The sequence below is a fragment of the Arthrobacter sp. NPDC080031 genome (assembly GCF_040702485.1).
GTDB lineage: Bacteria > Actinomycetota > Actinomycetes > Actinomycetales > Micrococcaceae > Arthrobacter.
In genome coordinates, this window is record NZ_JBFBLA010000040.1 from 1 (window position 1) to 17224 (window position 17224).

The following is a 17224-nucleotide window of genomic DNA, read 5'->3' on the forward strand; positions in this document are numbered from 1 at the left end:
CGTACATCGTCGGCCCGGTGACCTACCTGCTGCTCTCCAAGGCTTCCGATGACGCTCCGGCCGGGTTCGCTCCGCTGTCCCGCCTCGAGGCCCGCACCCACGATCCCGCCGAAGCGCCGTACGATATGCACATGGCACCCTTCACAGTCACTCGCAATGCGCTGATCCCCGCCGCGCCCTCCGACGTCTTCCCCCTCGTCAACAACTTCCACGAGTGGACCAAATGGTCTCCGTGGGAGGCCGTTGACCCCAAGCTGAGCCGGAGCTACTCGGGCAACGAATCCGGCGTCGGAGCCAAGTATGCCTGGAGCGGCAACAACAAGGCCGGCGCCGGAACCATGGAAATCGTCGGCTCGGAAGAGCCCGGCAAGATCGACATCCGCCTCGAATTCACCAAGCCGATGAAGGCCGTCAACCCCACGCGGTTCACGTTCGTGCCCGAAGGGGACGGCACCCGCGTCACCTGGTCAATGACCGGTGAGAACAAGGGCCTCGGCAAAATCTTCGCTCTGTTCATGAACATGGACAAGATGGTGGGCGGCGACTTCGAAAAGGGCTTGGCCGCACTCTCAGCGGCAGCCACCCGGAAAAACTCCTAGCTTCCCGGGCGCAGGCCATGGCCGTCTACCTCGATCCGCCGTTGTGGCCCGCCCACGGGACCGTGTTTTCCCACCTCGTCTCGGACACATCGCTTGAGGAGCTGCATGCCTTCGCCGAGGCCGCGGGGATTCCCGGGCGGGCCTTCGACGGCGACCACTACGACGTCCCGGAACGCCGATACCAGGATCTCCTGTCCGCAGGTGCCATCCCCGTGGAGGCCCGGATCCTGGTGCGCAAACTGATCGCGAGCGGCTTGCGGATCCCGGCCCGCCAACGGAGCAAAGCCCTCACTGTGCCCTTGCTGGAGCGCTGGAATTCGACCCTTCCGGGACATGAGGAGCTGGGTTTCGAGCTTCTTGAACGCTGGGGCGAGGACCATCGGAAGTACCACAGCCGCACGCATTTGCTGGCGGTCCTGGAAGCCCTGGACCTCCTCACCGACCCCGGGCAGCCTGCACGCCCAGTAACGTTGGCCGCGTGGTTCCACGACGCCGTCTACGAAGGTATCGCCGGGCAGGACGAAGAGCAGTCGGCCACGCTGGCCGAGGACCGGCTGGCCCTTGCGGGACTTCCCCGGCCAGTGATCGACGAAGTCGCCCGGCTGGTCAGGCTGACCTCCACCCACAGTCCCGAACCGGGAGACCACGCGGGCGCCCTCTTGTGCGACGCCGATCTGTCCATCCTCGGCGCGGAACCCACGGCTTACGCCCGCTACCTGGCTGCTGTCCGCGAGGACTACGCCCACGTCAGCGACGCGGACTTCGCCACGGGCCGGGCCGCCGTCGTCCGTCAACTACTCACTTTGAATCCGCTCTTCCACAGCGAACGCGCAAAGGGCCTCTGGCTCGATGCCGCCCGCCGCAACCTGGAGGCCGAACTGTCATGACCACGGCGGGGACGGTGCACCGGCAGCTTCCGTTCACGGTGAGGTTTGAGTGGGGGCTCGACGGCGCCCGTGCGGTTGCGTCAGGAGCTGACCTCGCCGTCGTGGTTGACGTTCTCTCCTTCACCACCTGCGTCAGCGTCGCCGTCGACCGGGGCGCCATCGTGTTCCCCTACCCGTGGAAGGACGCCGGGGCCGAGGATTTCGCCGCTCACCACGATGCCCAACTGGCCGGACCGCGGGGTGGAGGCGGACTGAGCCTCTCGCCGTCGAGCTTGCGGGACGCACGGTCACTGAACCGCCTGGTGCTGCCTTCGCCCAACGGCTCCTCCATCGCGCACCAGCTCGCCCGGGAAGTCCCGCTTATCGCGGCAGCGTCATTGCGTAATGCAGCCGCCACCGCGGATTGGGTGGCGGCCGAACTCCCCGCGGATGCAGTGGTTGCGGTGATCGCAGCCGGCGAGCTATGGCCCGGCGGCTCACTCAGGCCCGCCGTGGAGGATCAAATCGGGGCCGGCGCCTTCATTGCCGGGCTCGCTGCCACAGGGCGGGGCGGCTTCACTCCGGAAGACGGCAGGGAAGGCTTCGCGCCGGAGGCTGATGCCGCGATGGCCGTGTTCAACGCTGCCGAACCCCGGCTCCATGACGCCCTTCGAGGCTGCTCCAGCGGCCGGGAGTTGATCGGCGCAGGGTACGCCGACGACGTCGAGATCGCCGCCGAACTTGACGCCGGGACCGCTGTGGCCATCTTGAGGGACGGCGCATTCCAGCGGCCCTGAATGCCCTTCGGTGCGATTTCCATAGGGGCTTGCGCTTCAACTACTTAGCGATACCATGTACCAGTAGCTAGTAACACTGAGTAGTGAAGGGAGGTGTCCGATGGGCAAGCAGATGACGGAGATGCTCAAAGGGACCCTGGAGGGCATCGTTCTCGCTCTCCTGACCGGGAATCCCGCGTACGGGTACGAAATCACGACGCTGCTCCGGGGACAGGGCTTCACCGAGATCGCCGAGGGCACCGTTTATGCGCTGCTCGTCAGGATCGAGCAGAAAGGCCTCGTCGATGTCGAGAAGCGGCCGTCCGAGAAGGGCCCGCCGCGCAAGGTCTATTCGCTCAACGAGCAGGGCGAGAAGGAACTGGACGAATTCTGGAATACGTGGAGTTTCCTGTCTGAACGGCTGGAGCAGCTCCGAAAGGGAGGGAAGTGAACATGGCCGCAGGGTGGATCGAGCAGCTCACGGGATCGCTCGAACAGAAGAAGCAATACCGGCAAAACAAGGCGCGCGTGGAGCAGCTTCCCGCGGACTATCGCGCGGCGGCGACCGCGCTGGAACGGTACCTGATGTACTTCGGGGCCATCACTAAGGGCGACGTGCTGCTGAGGATGCTCGGCGACCTCACCGATCTCTTCGAACAGAGCGCCGCGGACGGAACGCCGATCCGCGACATCGTCGGCGAGGACCCGGTGGAGTTCGCCGAAACGTTCATGCGCAACTACACGAGCGGTCAGTGGATCAACAAGGAGCGCGAACGCCTGGTCAAGGCAATCGACGCCGCTGCCGGAGACGACGGGAAGGAGAGATAGCCATGACCAGCGCATCCAGCACCCGCGAACCCGCGATCCGCGTGCAGGGCATGGAAAAGTCCTATAAGGAGTTGCACGTGCTGCGCGGCGTGGACTTCGACGTGGCAGCGGGCACCATCTTCGCCCTTCTCGGCTCCAACGGAGCAGGAAAGACCACGATGGTGAAAATCCTGTCCACGCTCCTGCGTCCGGACGCCGGCACGGCCACCGTCAATGGATTCGACGTCGTGACCCAATCGCTGCGGGTTCGGGAATCCATCAGCCTCACCGGACAATTCGCGGCTGTCGATGAAATCCTGTCCGGTCGGGAAAACCTGGTGCTGGTTGCCAAATTGCGCCACCTCAAGGACCCCGGCGAAGCAGCGGATGGTCTCCTCGCGCGCTTCAACCTGTCCGATGCAGCATCTCGGAAAGTGTCCGCGTATTCAGGAGGCATGCGCCGCCGCCTTGACATCGCCATGAGCCTCATCGGGCAGCCCGAGGTAATCTTCCTCGACGAGCCGACCACCGGACTGGACCCCGAAGCACGCATCGAGGTGTGGCAGGTGATCCAGGAGCTCGCCAACCAGGGCACCACGGTTCTGCTCACCACGCAGTATCTCGACGAGGCCGAACAACTCGCGGACCGGATCGCCATCCTTCATCACGGGCGGATCATCGCGAACGGCACTCTCGCCGAGCTCAAGCAACTCCTCCCGCCGGCGAAGGTGGAGTACGTCGAAAAGCAGCCCACCCTGGAGGATATCTTCCTCGCACTCGTGGGAAACGAGGGCAAGGTTGCGTCAAGTAAGGACCAGTCATGAGCACACACTTCTTCGCAGACACGACCGTCTTGCTGGGCCGCTCCATGCGTCACATCTTCCGCAGCGCGGACACCATTATCACCACTGCGATCACACCGATCGCCCTCATGCTGCTGTTCGTTTACGTGTTCGGCGGCGCCATCAAGACAGGCACGGAGAATTACGTCAATTACCTGCTGCCGGGAATCATGCTGATCGCGATAGCGTCGGGCATCGCGTACACCGCCGTTCGCTTGTTTTTCGACATGCAGAGCGGGATTTTCGAGCGGTTCCACTCCATGCCGATCGCACGATCGTCCGTGCTGTGGGCGCATGTGCTGACTTCCCTCGCCGCCAACGGGCTCTCGCTCGTGATCATCCTGGTGGTGGCCCTCCTCATGGGATTCCGCACATCGGCAAGCCCGCTGGCATGGCTCGCCATCATCGGGATCCTGGCGCTGTTCACCCTGGCTCTCACGTGGCTCGCAATCATTGCGGGCCTGACAGCGAAGTCCGTGGACGGCGCCGGCGGGTTCTCCTACCCGCTGATCTTCCTGCCGTTCATCAGCTCGGCTTTCGTACCCACTTCCACAATGCCGGGTCCCGTGCGCGCCTTCGCAGAGAACCAGCCGGTCACTTCGATCGTCAACACGATTCAGGACCTGTTTGAGCAACGGCCGATCGGAAGCGACATTTGGGTCGCCATCGCATGGTGCCTCGGGATCCTCGTTCTCGCCTACTTCTTCGCCGCGGCGGCCTACCGGCGCAGGATCAGCTAACTGCGCTTCAGCCTTTGTCCTTGATCCAGCCCAGGATCACGGCTTCAAGCGCAGGCTTCTTTGCCTCGAAGTCGGCTTCGTCCAGGAACCGCGCGACGCGGGAGACCTCGCCGTCGCCCTCCAACAGGCCCAGCTCATCGGCGATCGACGCCCCTTGGTGGAACATCAGCGTGACGTTCTTTTTTGATCGCGGGAAGAACGAGGCAATGTTTCCCTTGTACATGAACGTGGGTGCCTGCCACTTGATGGCCTCGGAAAGGCGGGGGTCCACCCCTATGATGAATTCCCTGATTTTGCCGACGAGTTCACGGTGCGGGTTGTCGTATTGCTGAAGCCAGTTGTCTACATCCGGATTTCGATTGCCCATGGCTGTAACCATAATCCCCGAGCGCAACCGCGGGGGCCCAAGGCACCATCCCGTATCATGGAGGTGTGACCTCCTACCTCCAACGCAATGGTGCCGCACTCCCTCAAGCCCGTCCCGACGTCGAGCACGTCCTGGCGGTGCGCGGCACGGGAGGTTACCGGCAGTACCGCATCCCCGCGCTGGCGGTCTCCACAGCAGGAACAGTGCTCGCCGCCTATGACGGCCGGCCGAACCTGGACGACCTGCCCAATCCGATCGATCTCCTGCTCCGGCGCAGCACGGACAACGGCCGCAGCTGGGAACAACAGCGGGTAGTCCGCAGCGGGTCAGGGCTCAACGGTTACGGTGATCCCAGCCTCCTGGTGGACACCATGACCGCTCGGATTTTCATGTTCCACGCCGCGGGGACGCATGCCGGCTTCTTCGAGGCCGTAGGCGGGCTGGAACCGGATGACGACGTGCAGCACTGCGATGTCAGCTTTTCCGACGACGACGGCGTCACCTGGCAGCACCGGCGGCTCACCGGACAACTCAAGACGGGCCGCGGCGACCGCGGCATCACGGGGATCTTCGCCGCTGCCGGGCAGGGCATCCAGATGCACACCGGTCCGTTCGCCGGGCGACTGGTGCAACAATTCGTCGTGCTCGTGGACGGCGAAATCAAGGCGGCTTCCGCGTACAGCGACGACCACGGGGAGAATTGGACGTTAGGCGAATTGATCGGAAAGGGTCCGGACGGGATCGGCGCCAACGAGAACAAAGTGGCGTGCCTCGACGACGGCCGGCTGCTCCTGCACTCGCGCGCCACTCCCCGGCGCCTGGCAGCAGTCTCCGATGACGGCGGCCAGACGTGGAGCCAGCTGGAACTGGTCGAGGACCTCCCCGACCCGAGCGACAACGGCTCCCTGATCCGCTTCGACGGCCAGCCCGGCGTGCCGTCCCTGGCCACCCCGGCCACGAACAGCTGGCTGCTCGCGAGCAACAACCAGGACACGTCGCTGCGACGCAACACAGTCCTCAGCCTATCCGCGGACAACGGGGCCAGCTGGCCCGCCAAGCTGGTCCTGTGGGAGGGCAGCTCGGCCTACTCGACGGCGGCGCGCCTTCCGGATGGCAACATCGGCGTCTTGTACGAGCGCCAGGGATACCGCGAGATCGTCTTCGTTTCCGTGCCGGTGGAGCAGCTGACGGGGCAGCTTCCCGGCCCGGATGCCGGTGCGGCCGGGGCGCCCGAAACCCAGCACCGGCCCCAAGCCCGGCCCGAGCACCTTGAGTTTCACATGGAACTGCGCTCCATCACGCCCGGCCGGCCCGCTGTGTGGCAGAACGCCGGCGAATTCCATGTCATCTCCCCGGACAACGACGGCGAGTGGGACGTGCAGACCTGGAAGGAAGTGGGCCAAGGCTACTCCCCGGAGCAGGCGCAGATCCTTGGCACCCGCGAAGCCCAGGACCTCAACTACGGACCTGTCATTCCGGGCTACAAAGCCGGGGACATCCTCGCCTTCACCGGACGTGCCCGCAACCTGGGCACCCAAGCGGCCTCCGGCGTCGTCCTCCTGGGGCCGCACGCCAATCCGGCGGACTTCCCGCCCGCCGACCTGGCCCCGGGCGCGGAAGCGCTGTACTTCACGCCGGTGTACACCGTCACCCAGGAGGACCTGGCGCGGGACTCGCTCGAGCTGGCTTTCGCGGTGGCGTACGACGGCGGCGCACGGGCCGTGGAGCGCAGCTTCAGTTTCGATCTGCGCGCGGGAGCCGTGACGGCTAATTAGGGCGGCGCCCGGGGCGCTCCTTAGAAAATCTGGCGGATATTGGTCTTCGCGAGGTCGATAAGCTGGTCGCCGCGGCCGGAAAGGACCGTCCGGATCGCGTAGAGCGTGAAGCCCTTGACCTGTTCGGCGCTGATTGCCGGCGGAATGGACAGTTCCTGCCGGGCCGTGCGGACGTCGATGAGGGCCGGACCGTCGTGCGCGAAGGCTTCGGCCAGTCCCGCCTTCAGCCCGGAGGAGTTGTCCACCCGGATGCCGCGAATTCCCAAGGATTCCGCGAGTTTGGCGAAGTCCGGGTTCTCGAGCTCCGTGCCGTAATTGACGAATCCGGCGGCCTTCATTTCGAGCTCCACGAAGTTCAGCGAGGAGTTGTTGAAGACCACCACTTTGACGGGGAGCTTGTTCTGCACCAAGGTGATCAGCTCGCCGAGAAGCATGGTCAGGCCGCCGTCGCCGGCCAGGGCCACCACTTGCCGCCCGGGATACGCGGCCGCCGCGCCGATCCCGTGCGACAGCGCATTGGCCATGGTTCCGTGGTTGAACGAACCGAGAAGCCGGCGTCGGCCGTTCATGCTCAGATACCGGGCCGCCCACACGGTGGGGGACCCGACGTCGCACGTGAAAACCGCATCCGGGGCCGCCAACTCATCCACGAGCCTGCCCACGAACTGCGGATGGAGGGGCTGCCCGTCCTTGGCCGGAGAGGCGAGGTCGTCGAGCTTGGCGCGCGACTTGGCGTAGTGCTTGAGCGAAGCACTCAGGTGTGTTCTCTTCGTCTTGCGCCCGATCAAGGGCAGCAGCGCGGCAGCGGTGTCCTTGACCGTACCCACAAGGCCAAGGTCGATCCGGGCCCGCCGGCCCAACTGCTCGCCCCTGACATCCACCTGGATGATCTTGGCGTTCTCCGGGTAGAACTGCTGGTACGGAAAATCGGTGCCCAGCATGAGCAAGGCCTCACAGCTCTCCATCGCGCGATAGCCGGAGCTGAACCCCAAAAGGCCGGTCATGCCGACGTCGAACGGGTTGTCGTATTCGATGTGTTCCTTGCCGCGCATCGCGTGCACGATCGGCGCGCCCAGCGCGTCCGCCAGGGCCATGACCTCGGCGTGCGCACCCGCGGTGCCGGCGCCGGCGAGAATGGTGACCTTGCCGGCCGCGTTGAGAATATCCGCTGCCTCTGCGAGCTCCTGCGAGTTGGGCCGGATCTCCGGCCGGGCGGCGCGGATCACCGCTGTGCGGTCGCTTTGCGCCTCCGCGAGGGCGACATCGCCGGGAATTACGACGACGGCGACGCCTCGCTTCTCGACCGCGGTCCGCATGGCGATCTCCAAGACCCGTGGCATCTGGGAAGGATGGGCGACGTGCTCGACATAAACGCTGCATTCCCGGAACAGCTCCTGGGGGTGCGTCTCCTGGAAGTACTGGCTGCCGATCTCCTCGCTGGGAATGTGGGCGGCGATCGCCAACACGGGAACCCTGGATTTGTTGGCGTCGTAGAGCCCGTTGATCAGGTGCAGGTTGCCAGGTCCACAGGATCCGGCGCACACCGCCAGTTCATCCGTGAGACCCGCCTCGGCTGCGGCTGCCAGCGCGGCGGCTTCCTCGTGCCGGACATGGACCCAGCGGATGCTCTCTTCCTCCCTCAGGGCGTCCGTGAATCCGTTCAGCGAATCTCCGGGGATCCCGTAGACGCGCTGGACGTTGTTGGCTTTGAGGGTGGCGACGATGTTCTTGGCAACAGTGTTCCTGGCGGCGGACATGGACTGTTCCTTTCGAGGGGAGGCAGTGCAGACACGGCCTACGCTACTCCGGAACAGTCCATGGCGCCTGATGCCCGGCGTCGGGAGGGCTAGCGGTAGGTGCTGACGAACGGGCGGTTGCTAGGCACGATCTGCTTGCCCAGCGGCATGAGCGATACCGGAATGAGCTTCAGGTTTGCGATGGCCAGCGGGATCCCGACGATGGTGATGGCCATGGCCAAGGCCGTGACCAAGTGGCCGATCGCGATCCAAATGCCCGCAACCAGCAACCAGATGACATTGCCCAGGAGCGTAAAGACACCTGCGCTCCCGGGCTTGTCCACCACCATGCGACCAAACGGCCACAGCGTGTACGAGGCGATCCGGAACGACGCGATGCCCCACGGGATGGTGACGATCAACAAGCAGCACACAATTCCGGCAACAAAATATCCCAAGGCCAGAACGAAGCCGCCGAAGACGAGCCAGATGATGTTGAGCAGCGTTTTCATATCTCCCATTGTCCCTTGCCGCCCGCTGTTCGGGGCTAGGGGTTCGCCCTGAAATCCCCCTGATCTTGTGATCCCGGCTCACATACAAGGCCCTCCCGGCCGACGCCCGCTCACATATACGGCCCTCCCGGCCGACGCCCGCTCACATATACGGCCCTCCCTGCCAACGCCCGCTCACATACAAGGCCCTCCCGGCCGACGCCCGCTCACATACAAGGCCCTCCCTGCCAACGCCCGCTCACATACAAGGCCCTCCCTGCCGACGCCGGTGGGACTTCCCGCGAAGGACTACTTGCAGTTGGCGCTCAGCCACGTGGTAACGGGAGCCATGGCTTTTTCGAACTTGCCGCTCGAGTAGACGGTCTGATCCTTCAGGCCTGCGATCGCAGTGTCCTTGAGATTCGTGAAATCAGCCTTGAGCGCGTCCGGGACGCGATCCGCAGTGGCGGCGAGCTCTGCCTTGTATTGCTCCAGCTCGGCGGTCTTTCCCTGCGCCGCAGACATTGGCAGCAACGAAGCTCCCGTCGCTTCTTTAGAGATGGTGGAGCACATTTCGGCCGCCGAGGCGAAGCCCCCGAATGGCCCCGATGAAGGAGTTGGGCTTGCGCTTGCGGTTCCGGAGTCGCCCGCAGAAGAGGACGACGGCGTGCCCGCCGCGGCGGAGCCCCCTCCCTGCGTGGAGCAGCCGGACAGCGCCAGTGCGGCGAAGAGGGCGACTGTCAGGTATCGGATCGGACCGTTAAGTGGTTTGGAAAGGATTTTCAAAGGTCGCATTCTGCTTGATCGTCTGTCTCCGGAACCGTTCGGTCTCCAGAGCAATGGCATTCTGTCCCCGCCGTGGAGTGTAGCCCGAACGGCCCCGGACCTTCCAAGTTGACTTCGGGACCCTTTTAGACCGAGCCCTCTTCCCGCACCAGCAAGGTGTCCAGTTTGGTGAACGAGGTGCCCCATCCTTCACGGGTCATTTCCACCCATTCGTCCGAGTCGAAGGGACCCTGTGTGATATGAAGCCGCGTGCGGCCGCCGTCCAGTACCTCGAACTCAAGGCGCATTTCCAGCAAAAGTGTGATCCCGGCGTCGGGCTCTGCTTTCTGGGTGGCGACCAGCAGGGCGGGCGGATCGTACGCGGTGATGACTGCGTCGATGGGTGACTCCTTGGTGACGCCGTTCTCGTCCCAGGTCATGACGAGCTGCCAGACTCCGCCCACCCTGGGGTCGACGGCTATCCGGTCGCGCGGCGAATCCACGCCCACCGGCCCGAACCATGCCGCGAGCTGGTCGGGGTCCACGAAAGCTTGGAAGACAAGCTCGCGCGGGGCATCGAATTCGCGGGTCATGGTGAGAATGTGCTGTTCCGTGTTCATTGCTTGACTCCTGGATCCTTTGAATCGTTCTGAATCTTGCGTAGGTGGGCGTCGAGGCGGATAAAGCTGGCATCCCAGAAGCGCCTGTATTTGTCCATCCATTCGGTGGCTTCGCGCAGTGGTTCTGCTTCCAATTTGGAAGACCTCCATTGCGCATTCCGGCTCCGGCTGATCAGCCCTGCATTTTCCAGGACCTTGAGATGCCGCGAGACGGCGGGAAGGCTGATGTCGAACGGTTCGGCAAGCTCGTTCACGGTGGCCTCACCCTCCGAAAGCCGGGCCAGAATGGCCCTTCGGGTGGGGTCGGCAAGAGCCGAGAAGATGAGACTGAGCCGGTCTGTGGACATCGCCAGCGCCTTCGTATTTAATACATCGGTTAATTAGTCGACGTGTTAAATATGCGGCAGCGGGCGGCGACTGTCAAGGGTCTTGGGACGCCCGCTCACATCCGGGGGCAAAACCGCGGACGTTCGCTCACATCATCTGAGCGAGCGTTCTGCGAGAAGGCGATAAAGGTGAGCGAGCGTCCGGCGAGAAGGCGATAAAGGTGGGCGGGCGTCCGGTGAAAAGGCGATAAAGGTGAGCGAGCGTCCGGCGGCGTCAGGCTTTTGCGGCCTGGACGAAGGCGCGAACGAGGTCGAGGTCCTTCACCCCGCGCGAGGACTCCACGCCGCTGGACACGTCGACGCCCCAGGCCTCGGCTTCGCGCGCCGCGGCTCCGACGTTGGACGCGGTCAACCCGCCGGCCAACAACCAGTGGCGCGCACCCAGACCCAGTTTACGGACCGAGGAATAGTCCCACGCCTCGCCCGAACCCGGCACAGCGGCGTCGATCAGGAGAAGTTCCTCGCCCCACTCCTCGAACTCGACCGGAGCGGCACCCATGGTGACGGCCCGGATGAGCCGCATGCCGGCGTCGTGCACGGTCTTAACGTCTTCCGGCGAGCGGCTTCCGTGCAGCTGGACCCATTCGAGACCGGCTTCACGGGCGGTTACGACGGCTTCGGCGGCTGCTTCGTGCCGGAAGACCCCGACGGCGGCGACACCTTCCGGGACATCGGCCAGCAAGTCTCGGGCACGGTCCGGGGATACCTCGCGCGGACTCTTCGTCAGCACGAAACCGACGGCGTCTGCGCCGGACTCGACGGCGGCCTGCACGGATTCAGGCGTGCTCAAACCGCACACTTTGACGAACATTCCGCGCCTCCAACCGTTTACCTTCCTACGACGTTAGCAAGGGCCTCCGGGATTGTTGAACCGTGCCAAGATTGCACCGATGTTACGCGGGCGTTCAATCGGCCAAAGGCAGGCTCGGGCTAGGCTGGAGCGCATGGAGATCATCCGCTTTGCCGAGCTCAAACCCGAACCATGGCGCAACGGAGGCGGGGTGACCCGCGAACTCGCCAGCCATCCGAAAGCGGCGTCGGCGCAAGACGGAGCGTGGGACTGGCGGGTCAGCATCGCCGACGTCGGATCGGCCGGCGATTTCTCGACGTTCCCGGGCATGGAGCGAGTGCTCACCGTGATCGACGGCGAATTGCTGCTGCTCACGGTGGACGGCGAAGAACACCCGCTGGAAAAGTACCGACCGTTCCGGTTTTCTGGCGAGGCGGCTTCGGCCAGCGCACTTCCCACCGGCGACATCCGCGACCTCAATGTGATTGCCCGGGCCGGCGAATTCAAGGGCTACACGTCCATCATCGAGCTATCCAAGAAGCGCGCACACCCGGTGTTCGAAGGCCAGTTGGCTGTCCTTTTGGAGGGCAAGGCTTCCGTGAGTCCCGGCGCGGAGCTGGCGGACACGGCACCCGCGGACGGCTCGGACGGGGAGGCCGCCGCGGACGGGGAGGCTGGCGCGCCGACCGCCGAACCCGTTGAACTCGCCCGCTACGACGCCGTAGTAGGTTCCGACACCCGCAGCCCGGAAATCCTGGGCCGTGGATTCATCGCCGTCATCTCCATCGACCGTGTGGAGCATGCGCCCTCCTAGGTCCCAGCACTGGACATAATGCCAACATGCGCATTCGCTGAGCTCACCACTGGACATGTCCCTCGTGGCGTCCGCAACATGCCCACTCGCTGAGCCCACCACTGGACATGTCCCTCGTGGCGTCCGCAACATGCCCACTCGCCGAGCCCACCACTGGACATGTCCCCGGGTGAGGCCCATGACCGCTCATGTCCCCTGGTGAGGCTCGCCACCAAAGCTGGCCACCCGGCGTCGGGCTTGCTAGCCTCGAAGGAAGGCCCGCACAGGGACCTCCGGACGACGGATCAGTGCCCGGCGCGCGACAAGACTGGCCAAAGGATCTGTCATGTCGTGGTTAATCCTCATTCTGTCCGGCGCGCTCGAGGCTGTCTGGGCCGCAGCGCTCCACCGTTCCAACGGCTTCCGCAAGCCGGTCCCCTCCGCCATCTTCCTGGTCACCGTGGTCGTGAGCACAGCAGGGCTTGCCTTCGCGATGCAATCCATCCCCACCGGAACCGCGTATGCCGTGTGGGTGGGAGTCGGCGTCGTTCTCACGGCCGCTTACGCGATGATCACCAAAGTCGAGCGCCCGACGGCGGCCCGGCTGCTCCTGCTCGCCGGCATCGGTGCGTGCGTGGTCGGCTTGAAGGTGGTGGCGTAGCCATGACCGCTAAATTCGCGTGGGCCATACTGCTGGCATCCGCCGTGCTCGAAGCTGTGTGGGCGACGGCCCTTGGACTGTCCGACGGCTTCAGCCAAGCCCTCCCCACCGTGGTCTTCGCCGTCACGGCAAGCCTCAGCATGATCGGCCTCGGCTTCGCAGTGAAGCGGATTCCCCTGGGCACGGCCTACGCCGTCTGGGTCGGGATCGGCGCTGCGCTGACGGTCGGCTGGGCGATGGCCACCGGCGTCGAACCGGCCAGCCCGCTCAAGCTGCTGTTTATTGCGGGAATCGTGGGTTGCGCGGCCGGGCTGAAGGTCCTTCCCACTGAGAAGCGTGAAGAAGTGACGGAACCGGCCCAATCGTAAGCCCGGAATACTCCCCTGCTCCCCGGAGTTGCCAGCAATGAGACGAACACTCTGCGAAGGAGAAGCACCATGAGCCCGGAAACCACGAATGTACAGCTCGGCGATGGCCTGACCGTGAGCCCCCTCGGTTTCGGCGGGATGGCACTGACGCCCGTATACGGCGAGGTGGATCCCGCGGAATCCCTCAAGACGCTGCACCACGCCGTGGATGCCGGCATCAGCTTCATCGACACCGCGGATGTTTACGGTGGGGGCGACAACGAGGAACTGATCGCGAAGCTCCTGAAGGACCGGCGCGACGAGGTCCAGTTGGCCACCAAGTTCGGAATCGTGGGCAACCCGCGTGATGGCTACACCGATGTCCGGGGAGATACCGCGTACGTGGCCCAGGCGGCGGAAGCAAGCCTCCGCCGCCTGGGCACCGACGTCATCGACCTCTACTACATGCACCGCCGCGACCTCCGCGTTCCGATTGTGGAAACCGTGGAGGCCATGGCGGAGCTTGTCCGGGCAGGCAAGGTCCGGCACCTTGGGCTGTCCGAAGTGACAGCCGAGGAGCTGAGGGAAGCCAACGCCGTGCACCCGATAGCCGCCGTGCAGAGCGAATGGTCCATCTGGAGCCGGGACGTTGAACGCAACGTCGTCCCGACTGCGGCAGAGCTGGGTGTGGGCTTCGTGCCCTATTCGCCGCTGGGCCGGGGCTTCCTCACGGGAACCGTCAGCGCCGATCAACTCGGCGAGAGCGATTTCCGGCACCGCATCCCCCGATTTGCCGACGGCGCACTCGACGCCAACCAAGCGGTTGTTGCCGCCGTGCGTGCCGTGGCCGCCGAGCTGTCCGAAACCAACGGCCGGGATGCAACCCCCGCCCAGGTGGCCTTGGCCTGGCTTTTCGCCCAGGGCCGCCGCCTCCAGCTCAGCGTGGTCCCCATCCCCGGAACGCGCAAAGCGCACCGGATCGACGAGAACCTGGGCGCCCTGTCGCTCGAGTTGAGCGCCGCCCAAATCGACGTGCTCGACGGCGCCGCGGACGCCGTCGTCGGCTCACGGTCCGCGGATCCCACCTGGGTTTCGCAGGGCCGCGAATAGGCGGTAAGCCAGCAGGAGGCTTCCGTAGAGTGGACGAATGGACTCACTCATTCATTCACTGCGTGACATCACCATCCGGCGAATCTCGGTCAGCGAGATGAACAACAACGTGTACCTGCTCACTGCCAAGGCGAGCGGCGTGCAGATCCTCATCGACGCCGCGGACGACCTTCCGGCCATCCAGGCAATGCTGGCTGAGTCCGCCGGGGACACCACCGCCACGCCGAAACTGGCCATGATCGCCACGACGCACCGGCACTGGGACCACGTCCGCGCGATTCCCGGGTTGGTGGAAGCTACGGGCGCGAAGACCTCGGCCGGAGTGGACGACGCCGAGGCGCTGCCCGTACCCGTGGACGTGCTGTTGCACCATGGCGATGTGGGAAACTTCGACGGTTTCGACATCACCGCGGTGCACTTGCGCGGCCACACTCCCGGCTCGATCGCCTACGTGTACCTGGACCCGGAAGGGCCCGCGCACATTTTCAGCGGCGACTCGTTGTTCCCCGGAGGCGTGGGCAACACCCAGAACGACGCCGCCCGCTTCACGTCGCTGCTAAACGACGTGACGGAACGGCTGTTCGAGGCCTACCCGGACGACACCGTGGTACACCCGGGCCATGGAGATCCGACCACGCTCGGCGCGGAGCGGCCACACCTTGCGGAATGGCGCGAGCGCGGCTGGTAATCCCAAGGGACATGCCCAGCCTTCGAGCCCAGGAGTGGACATATCAGGAATATGTCCACTCCTCATTGCCCACGCAGAGCATGTCCCGCGGAGAACCTAGCGAACCCGGCTGCCTATCGAGTGAACAAGGGACATGCCCTGCCTACACCACAAGTGACTTAGCGGCCGCGGCGTTCGTTCGACGCCGGGGCCGAGGCACGGCGCGGGCCGCTGCGGGCCGGACGGCCGGAACCCGAGTTACCTGAGCCGGAGCCGTAGGAGCCACCGGAATTGCCACCCGTGTTCGAGGACCATACGGACTTGTTGCCGCTGGTACGCGTGGACGTAGCGAATTCCGTGCGCGGAGCCGACGCCGAGCGGTTACCGCCGGATGCACGCTGACCGGTTGCCGGACGTCCGCTGCGACCACCCTGGCCCTGTGCGCCTGGAACGTCATTGCGGTGAGTGGAAGCAGCGTTGCCGCGTCCCCGCGAGCTACGGGCGACGTCGTCGTTCGCTGCTGCGCGGCGTTCCGCGCGGTTGATGTCGGTACGCACGGGCTCGGCCGCGACCTTGCCACGGCCACCGCGACCACCCCGGCCACCCGCAGTGGGTGCAGCCTGGGTGGAACGGCGGTTGCGCTTGCGCTGGGCGTTGGCACCGGTGGAGGTACCGCCGCCCGGCTGCTGGGTCTTTGCCGCAAGCAATGCCGCACGGGTGCGCGGGTCAACCTTGTCGGCAACCTGGCCCACCAGCTCGGCAATCAACGGGGAGTTGGCCGTGACGCGCTCGAACGAGACGTCGACGCCGGCAGCCTTCATGAGCTTCTTGACGTCGGACTGCTGCTCGGGAAGCGTCAGCGTGACCACGGTGCCGTCGGAACCTGCACGGGCCGTACGGCCGGAGCGGTGCAGGTAAGCCTTGTGCTCTGTGGGCGGGTCGACGTGGATGACGAGCTCGACGTCGTCGACGTGAACGCCGCGGGCAGCGACGTCGGTGGCCACCAGGACCCGGACCTCACCGCTGGAGAACTCGGCGAGGTTGCGGTCACGGGCATTCTGCGACAGGTTGCCGTGGAGGTCGACGGCGGGGATGCCGCAGTCCGTCAGGGTCTTGGCGAGTTTGCGTGCGTGGTGCTTGGTCCGCATGAAGAGGACACGGCGGCCGGCGCCGGACGCCAGCTCCACGATCAGCTGCTTCTTGACGGTCTGGTCGTTGACCACCAGGACGTGGTGCTCCATGGTGGTCACGGCGGCCTGGGGGTCGTCCACCGAGTGGGTCAGCGGGTTGGACAGGTAACGGTTGACCAGTTTGTCAACACCGTTGTCCAACGTCGCGGAGAAGAGCAGGCGCTGACCCTGGGTAGGAGTCATGTCCATGAGCTTCTTGACCACAGGGAGGAAGCCGAGGTCGGCCATGTGGTCGGCCTCGTCCAGCACGGTGATCTCGACGGCTTCGAGAGTCAGGATGCGCTGGCGGATGAGGTCCTCAAGGCGGCCCGGGCAGGCGATGACAATGTCGACGCCGGCGCGCAGCGCCTTTTCCTGGCGGGCCTGGGAGATACCGCCGTAGATGACCGTAGTGTTCAGGCCCATGGCCTTGGCGAGCGGCTCGATGGTGGCGTTGATCTGGGTGGCCAGCTCGCGGGTCGGCGCAAGGACCAGGCCCATCGGGCGGCCGGGCTTGCGGAAGTGCTTGGCTTCGCGCTCGGCGAGACGTGCCACGAGCGGGATAGCGAAAGCGATGGTCTTACCGGAGCCGGTGCGGCCACGGCCCAGGACGTCGCGGCCAGCGAGCGTATCCGGGAGGGTCTTGACCTGGATGGGGAAAGCTTCTTCGATGCCATCCGCAGCGAGGGACTCGGCGATGGCCTTGGGCGTGCCAAGGGCAGCAAAAGTAGTCATGTGTTTCAAGGGTCTTTCTGGCGGTGTCCAACGGACATCGTCCCCCGACGCCGGTTGGGCCAAGGGTTCGCCGAGGAAAAGTCAGTGATCGACCGGTAGGCAATAAGCCGTGGCCGGGACCAGAGAAAACGCGTTCATCGACGCAGGATGTGCCTCTCACATGAAAAAAGCCCACTTCCCAA

At 65.0% G+C, this 17224-nt stretch carries 21 protein-coding genes and 1 riboswitch; of the genes, 13 read left to right on the top strand and 8 right to left on the bottom strand.

Going from position 1 to position 17224, the window contains the following annotated elements; all coding sequences use genetic code 11:
* The 7 genes from AB0323_RS22610 to AB0323_RS22640 form a co-directional block, all read left to right on the top strand.
* Positions 1–599, top strand: a 599-nt coding sequence (locus AB0323_RS22610; RefSeq protein ID WP_366179329.1) for an SRPBCC family protein, incomplete at its 5' end; no start/stop codon positions are given.
* Between the two features lie 17 nt (positions 600–616).
* Complete coding sequence (locus tag AB0323_RS22615; protein WP_366179330.1) at positions 617–1486, top strand: DUF4031 domain-containing protein; 870 nt, start codon at positions 617–619, stop codon at positions 1484–1486.
* Positions 1483–2262, top strand: a complete 780-nt coding sequence (locus AB0323_RS22620) for a 2-phosphosulfolactate phosphatase (protein ID WP_366179331.1) — start codon at positions 1483–1485, stop codon at positions 2260–2262. The genes AB0323_RS22615 and AB0323_RS22620 overlap by 4 nt, the downstream gene beginning before the upstream one ends.
* A gap of 100 nt (positions 2263–2362) precedes the next feature.
* Complete coding sequence (locus AB0323_RS22625) at positions 2363–2692, top strand: PadR family transcriptional regulator (protein ID WP_345448401.1); 330 nt, start codon at positions 2363–2365, stop codon at positions 2690–2692.
* A 2-nt stretch (positions 2693–2694) separates the two neighbouring features.
* Positions 2695–3069 (top strand): DUF1048 domain-containing protein, encoded by a 375-nt coding sequence (locus AB0323_RS22630; RefSeq protein ID WP_364539164.1) that lies wholly within the window; start codon positions 2695–2697, stop codon positions 3067–3069.
* 2 nt (positions 3070–3071) lie between these two features.
* The gene (locus AB0323_RS22635) at positions 3072–3872 is read left to right on the top strand and encodes an ATP-binding cassette domain-containing protein (protein ID WP_366179332.1); all 801 of its coding nucleotides are present in this window, start codon (positions 3072–3074) and stop codon (positions 3870–3872) included.
* Positions 3869–4630, top strand: coding sequence for an ABC transporter permease (locus AB0323_RS22640; RefSeq protein WP_366179333.1), 762 nt, complete (start codon positions 3869–3871; stop codon positions 4628–4630). The genes AB0323_RS22635 and AB0323_RS22640 overlap by 4 nt, the downstream gene beginning before the upstream one ends.
* A gap of 7 nt (positions 4631–4637) precedes the next feature.
* Here the strand turns inward: AB0323_RS22640 and AB0323_RS22645 are convergent, their stop codons facing one another.
* Entirely contained in the window at positions 4638–4997 is a 360-nt protein-coding gene (locus tag AB0323_RS22645) for a DUF1801 domain-containing protein (RefSeq protein WP_366179334.1), read from the bottom strand.
* Positions 4998–5062: 65 nt separating this feature from the next.
* On the opposite strand from AB0323_RS22645, the gene AB0323_RS22650 reads away from it, so the two are divergent.
* On the top strand, positions 5063–6772 hold the full coding sequence (locus AB0323_RS22650; RefSeq protein WP_366179335.1) for a sialidase family protein: 1710 nt from the start codon (positions 5063–5065) through the stop codon (positions 6770–6772).
* A 20-nt stretch (positions 6773–6792) separates the two neighbouring features.
* On the opposite strand, the gene poxB is transcribed toward AB0323_RS22650, so the two are convergent.
* From poxB to AB0323_RS22680, 6 genes are all read right to left on the bottom strand, one after another.
* Entirely contained in the window at positions 6793–8529 is a 1737-nt protein-coding gene (gene poxB, locus AB0323_RS22655; RefSeq protein WP_366179336.1) for a ubiquinone-dependent pyruvate dehydrogenase, read from the bottom strand.
* Between the two features lie 89 nt (positions 8530–8618).
* Entirely contained in the window at positions 8619–9020 is a 402-nt protein-coding gene (locus AB0323_RS22660; protein ID WP_366179337.1) for a YccF domain-containing protein, read from the bottom strand.
* Positions 9021–9308: 288 nt separating this feature from the next.
* On the bottom strand, positions 9309–9785 hold the full coding sequence (locus AB0323_RS22665) for a hypothetical protein (RefSeq protein ID WP_364539133.1): 477 nt from the start codon (positions 9783–9785) through the stop codon (positions 9309–9311).
* Positions 9786–9910: 125 nt separating this feature from the next.
* On the bottom strand, positions 9911–10384 hold the full coding sequence (locus AB0323_RS22670) for an SRPBCC domain-containing protein (protein WP_366179338.1): 474 nt from the start codon (positions 10382–10384) through the stop codon (positions 9911–9913).
* The gene (locus AB0323_RS22675) at positions 10381–10731 is read right to left on the bottom strand and encodes a metalloregulator ArsR/SmtB family transcription factor (RefSeq protein ID WP_366179339.1); all 351 of its coding nucleotides are present in this window, start codon (positions 10729–10731) and stop codon (positions 10381–10383) included. The genes AB0323_RS22670 and AB0323_RS22675 overlap by 4 nt, the downstream gene beginning before the upstream one ends.
* Before the next feature lie 253 nt (positions 10732–10984).
* Positions 10985–11581: a phosphoribosylanthranilate isomerase gene (locus tag AB0323_RS22680; protein ID WP_366179340.1), complete on the bottom strand. Its 597-nt coding sequence runs from the start codon at positions 11579–11581 to the stop codon at positions 10985–10987.
* A gap of 133 nt (positions 11582–11714) precedes the next feature.
* Here AB0323_RS22680 and AB0323_RS22685 point away from each other — a divergent pair, with 133 nt between their 5' ends.
* From AB0323_RS22685 to AB0323_RS22705, 5 genes are all read left to right on the top strand, one after another.
* Positions 11715–12374, top strand: coding sequence for a HutD family protein (locus tag AB0323_RS22685; protein WP_366179341.1), 660 nt, complete (start codon positions 11715–11717; stop codon positions 12372–12374).
* A 250-nt stretch (positions 12375–12624) separates the two neighbouring features.
* A riboswitch (guanidine-III (ykkC-III) riboswitch) is annotated at positions 12625–12690 on the top strand.
* Positions 12691–12699: 9 nt separating this feature from the next.
* Complete coding sequence (locus AB0323_RS22690; RefSeq protein ID WP_366179342.1) at positions 12700–13014, top strand: multidrug efflux SMR transporter; 315 nt, start codon at positions 12700–12702, stop codon at positions 13012–13014.
* Between the two features lie 2 nt (positions 13015–13016).
* Positions 13017–13382: a multidrug efflux SMR transporter gene (locus AB0323_RS22695; protein WP_366179343.1), complete on the top strand. Its 366-nt coding sequence runs from the start codon at positions 13017–13019 to the stop codon at positions 13380–13382.
* A gap of 69 nt (positions 13383–13451) precedes the next feature.
* Positions 13452–14471 carry an aldo/keto reductase gene (locus tag AB0323_RS22700; protein ID WP_366179344.1) on the top strand — a complete coding sequence of 340 codons (1020 nt, stop codon included), beginning with the start codon at positions 13452–13454 and terminating at the stop codon, positions 14469–14471.
* Between the two features lie 37 nt (positions 14472–14508).
* Positions 14509–15159, top strand: a complete 651-nt coding sequence (locus AB0323_RS22705; protein WP_366179345.1) for an MBL fold metallo-hydrolase — start codon at positions 14509–14511, stop codon at positions 15157–15159.
* 158 nt (positions 15160–15317) lie between these two features.
* Here AB0323_RS22705 and AB0323_RS22710 read toward each other — a convergent pair whose 3' ends face one another.
* Positions 15318–17042, bottom strand: coding sequence for a DEAD/DEAH box helicase (locus tag AB0323_RS22710; RefSeq protein WP_366179346.1), 1725 nt, complete (start codon positions 17040–17042; stop codon positions 15318–15320).
* Positions 17043–17224: the final 182 nt, after the last annotated feature.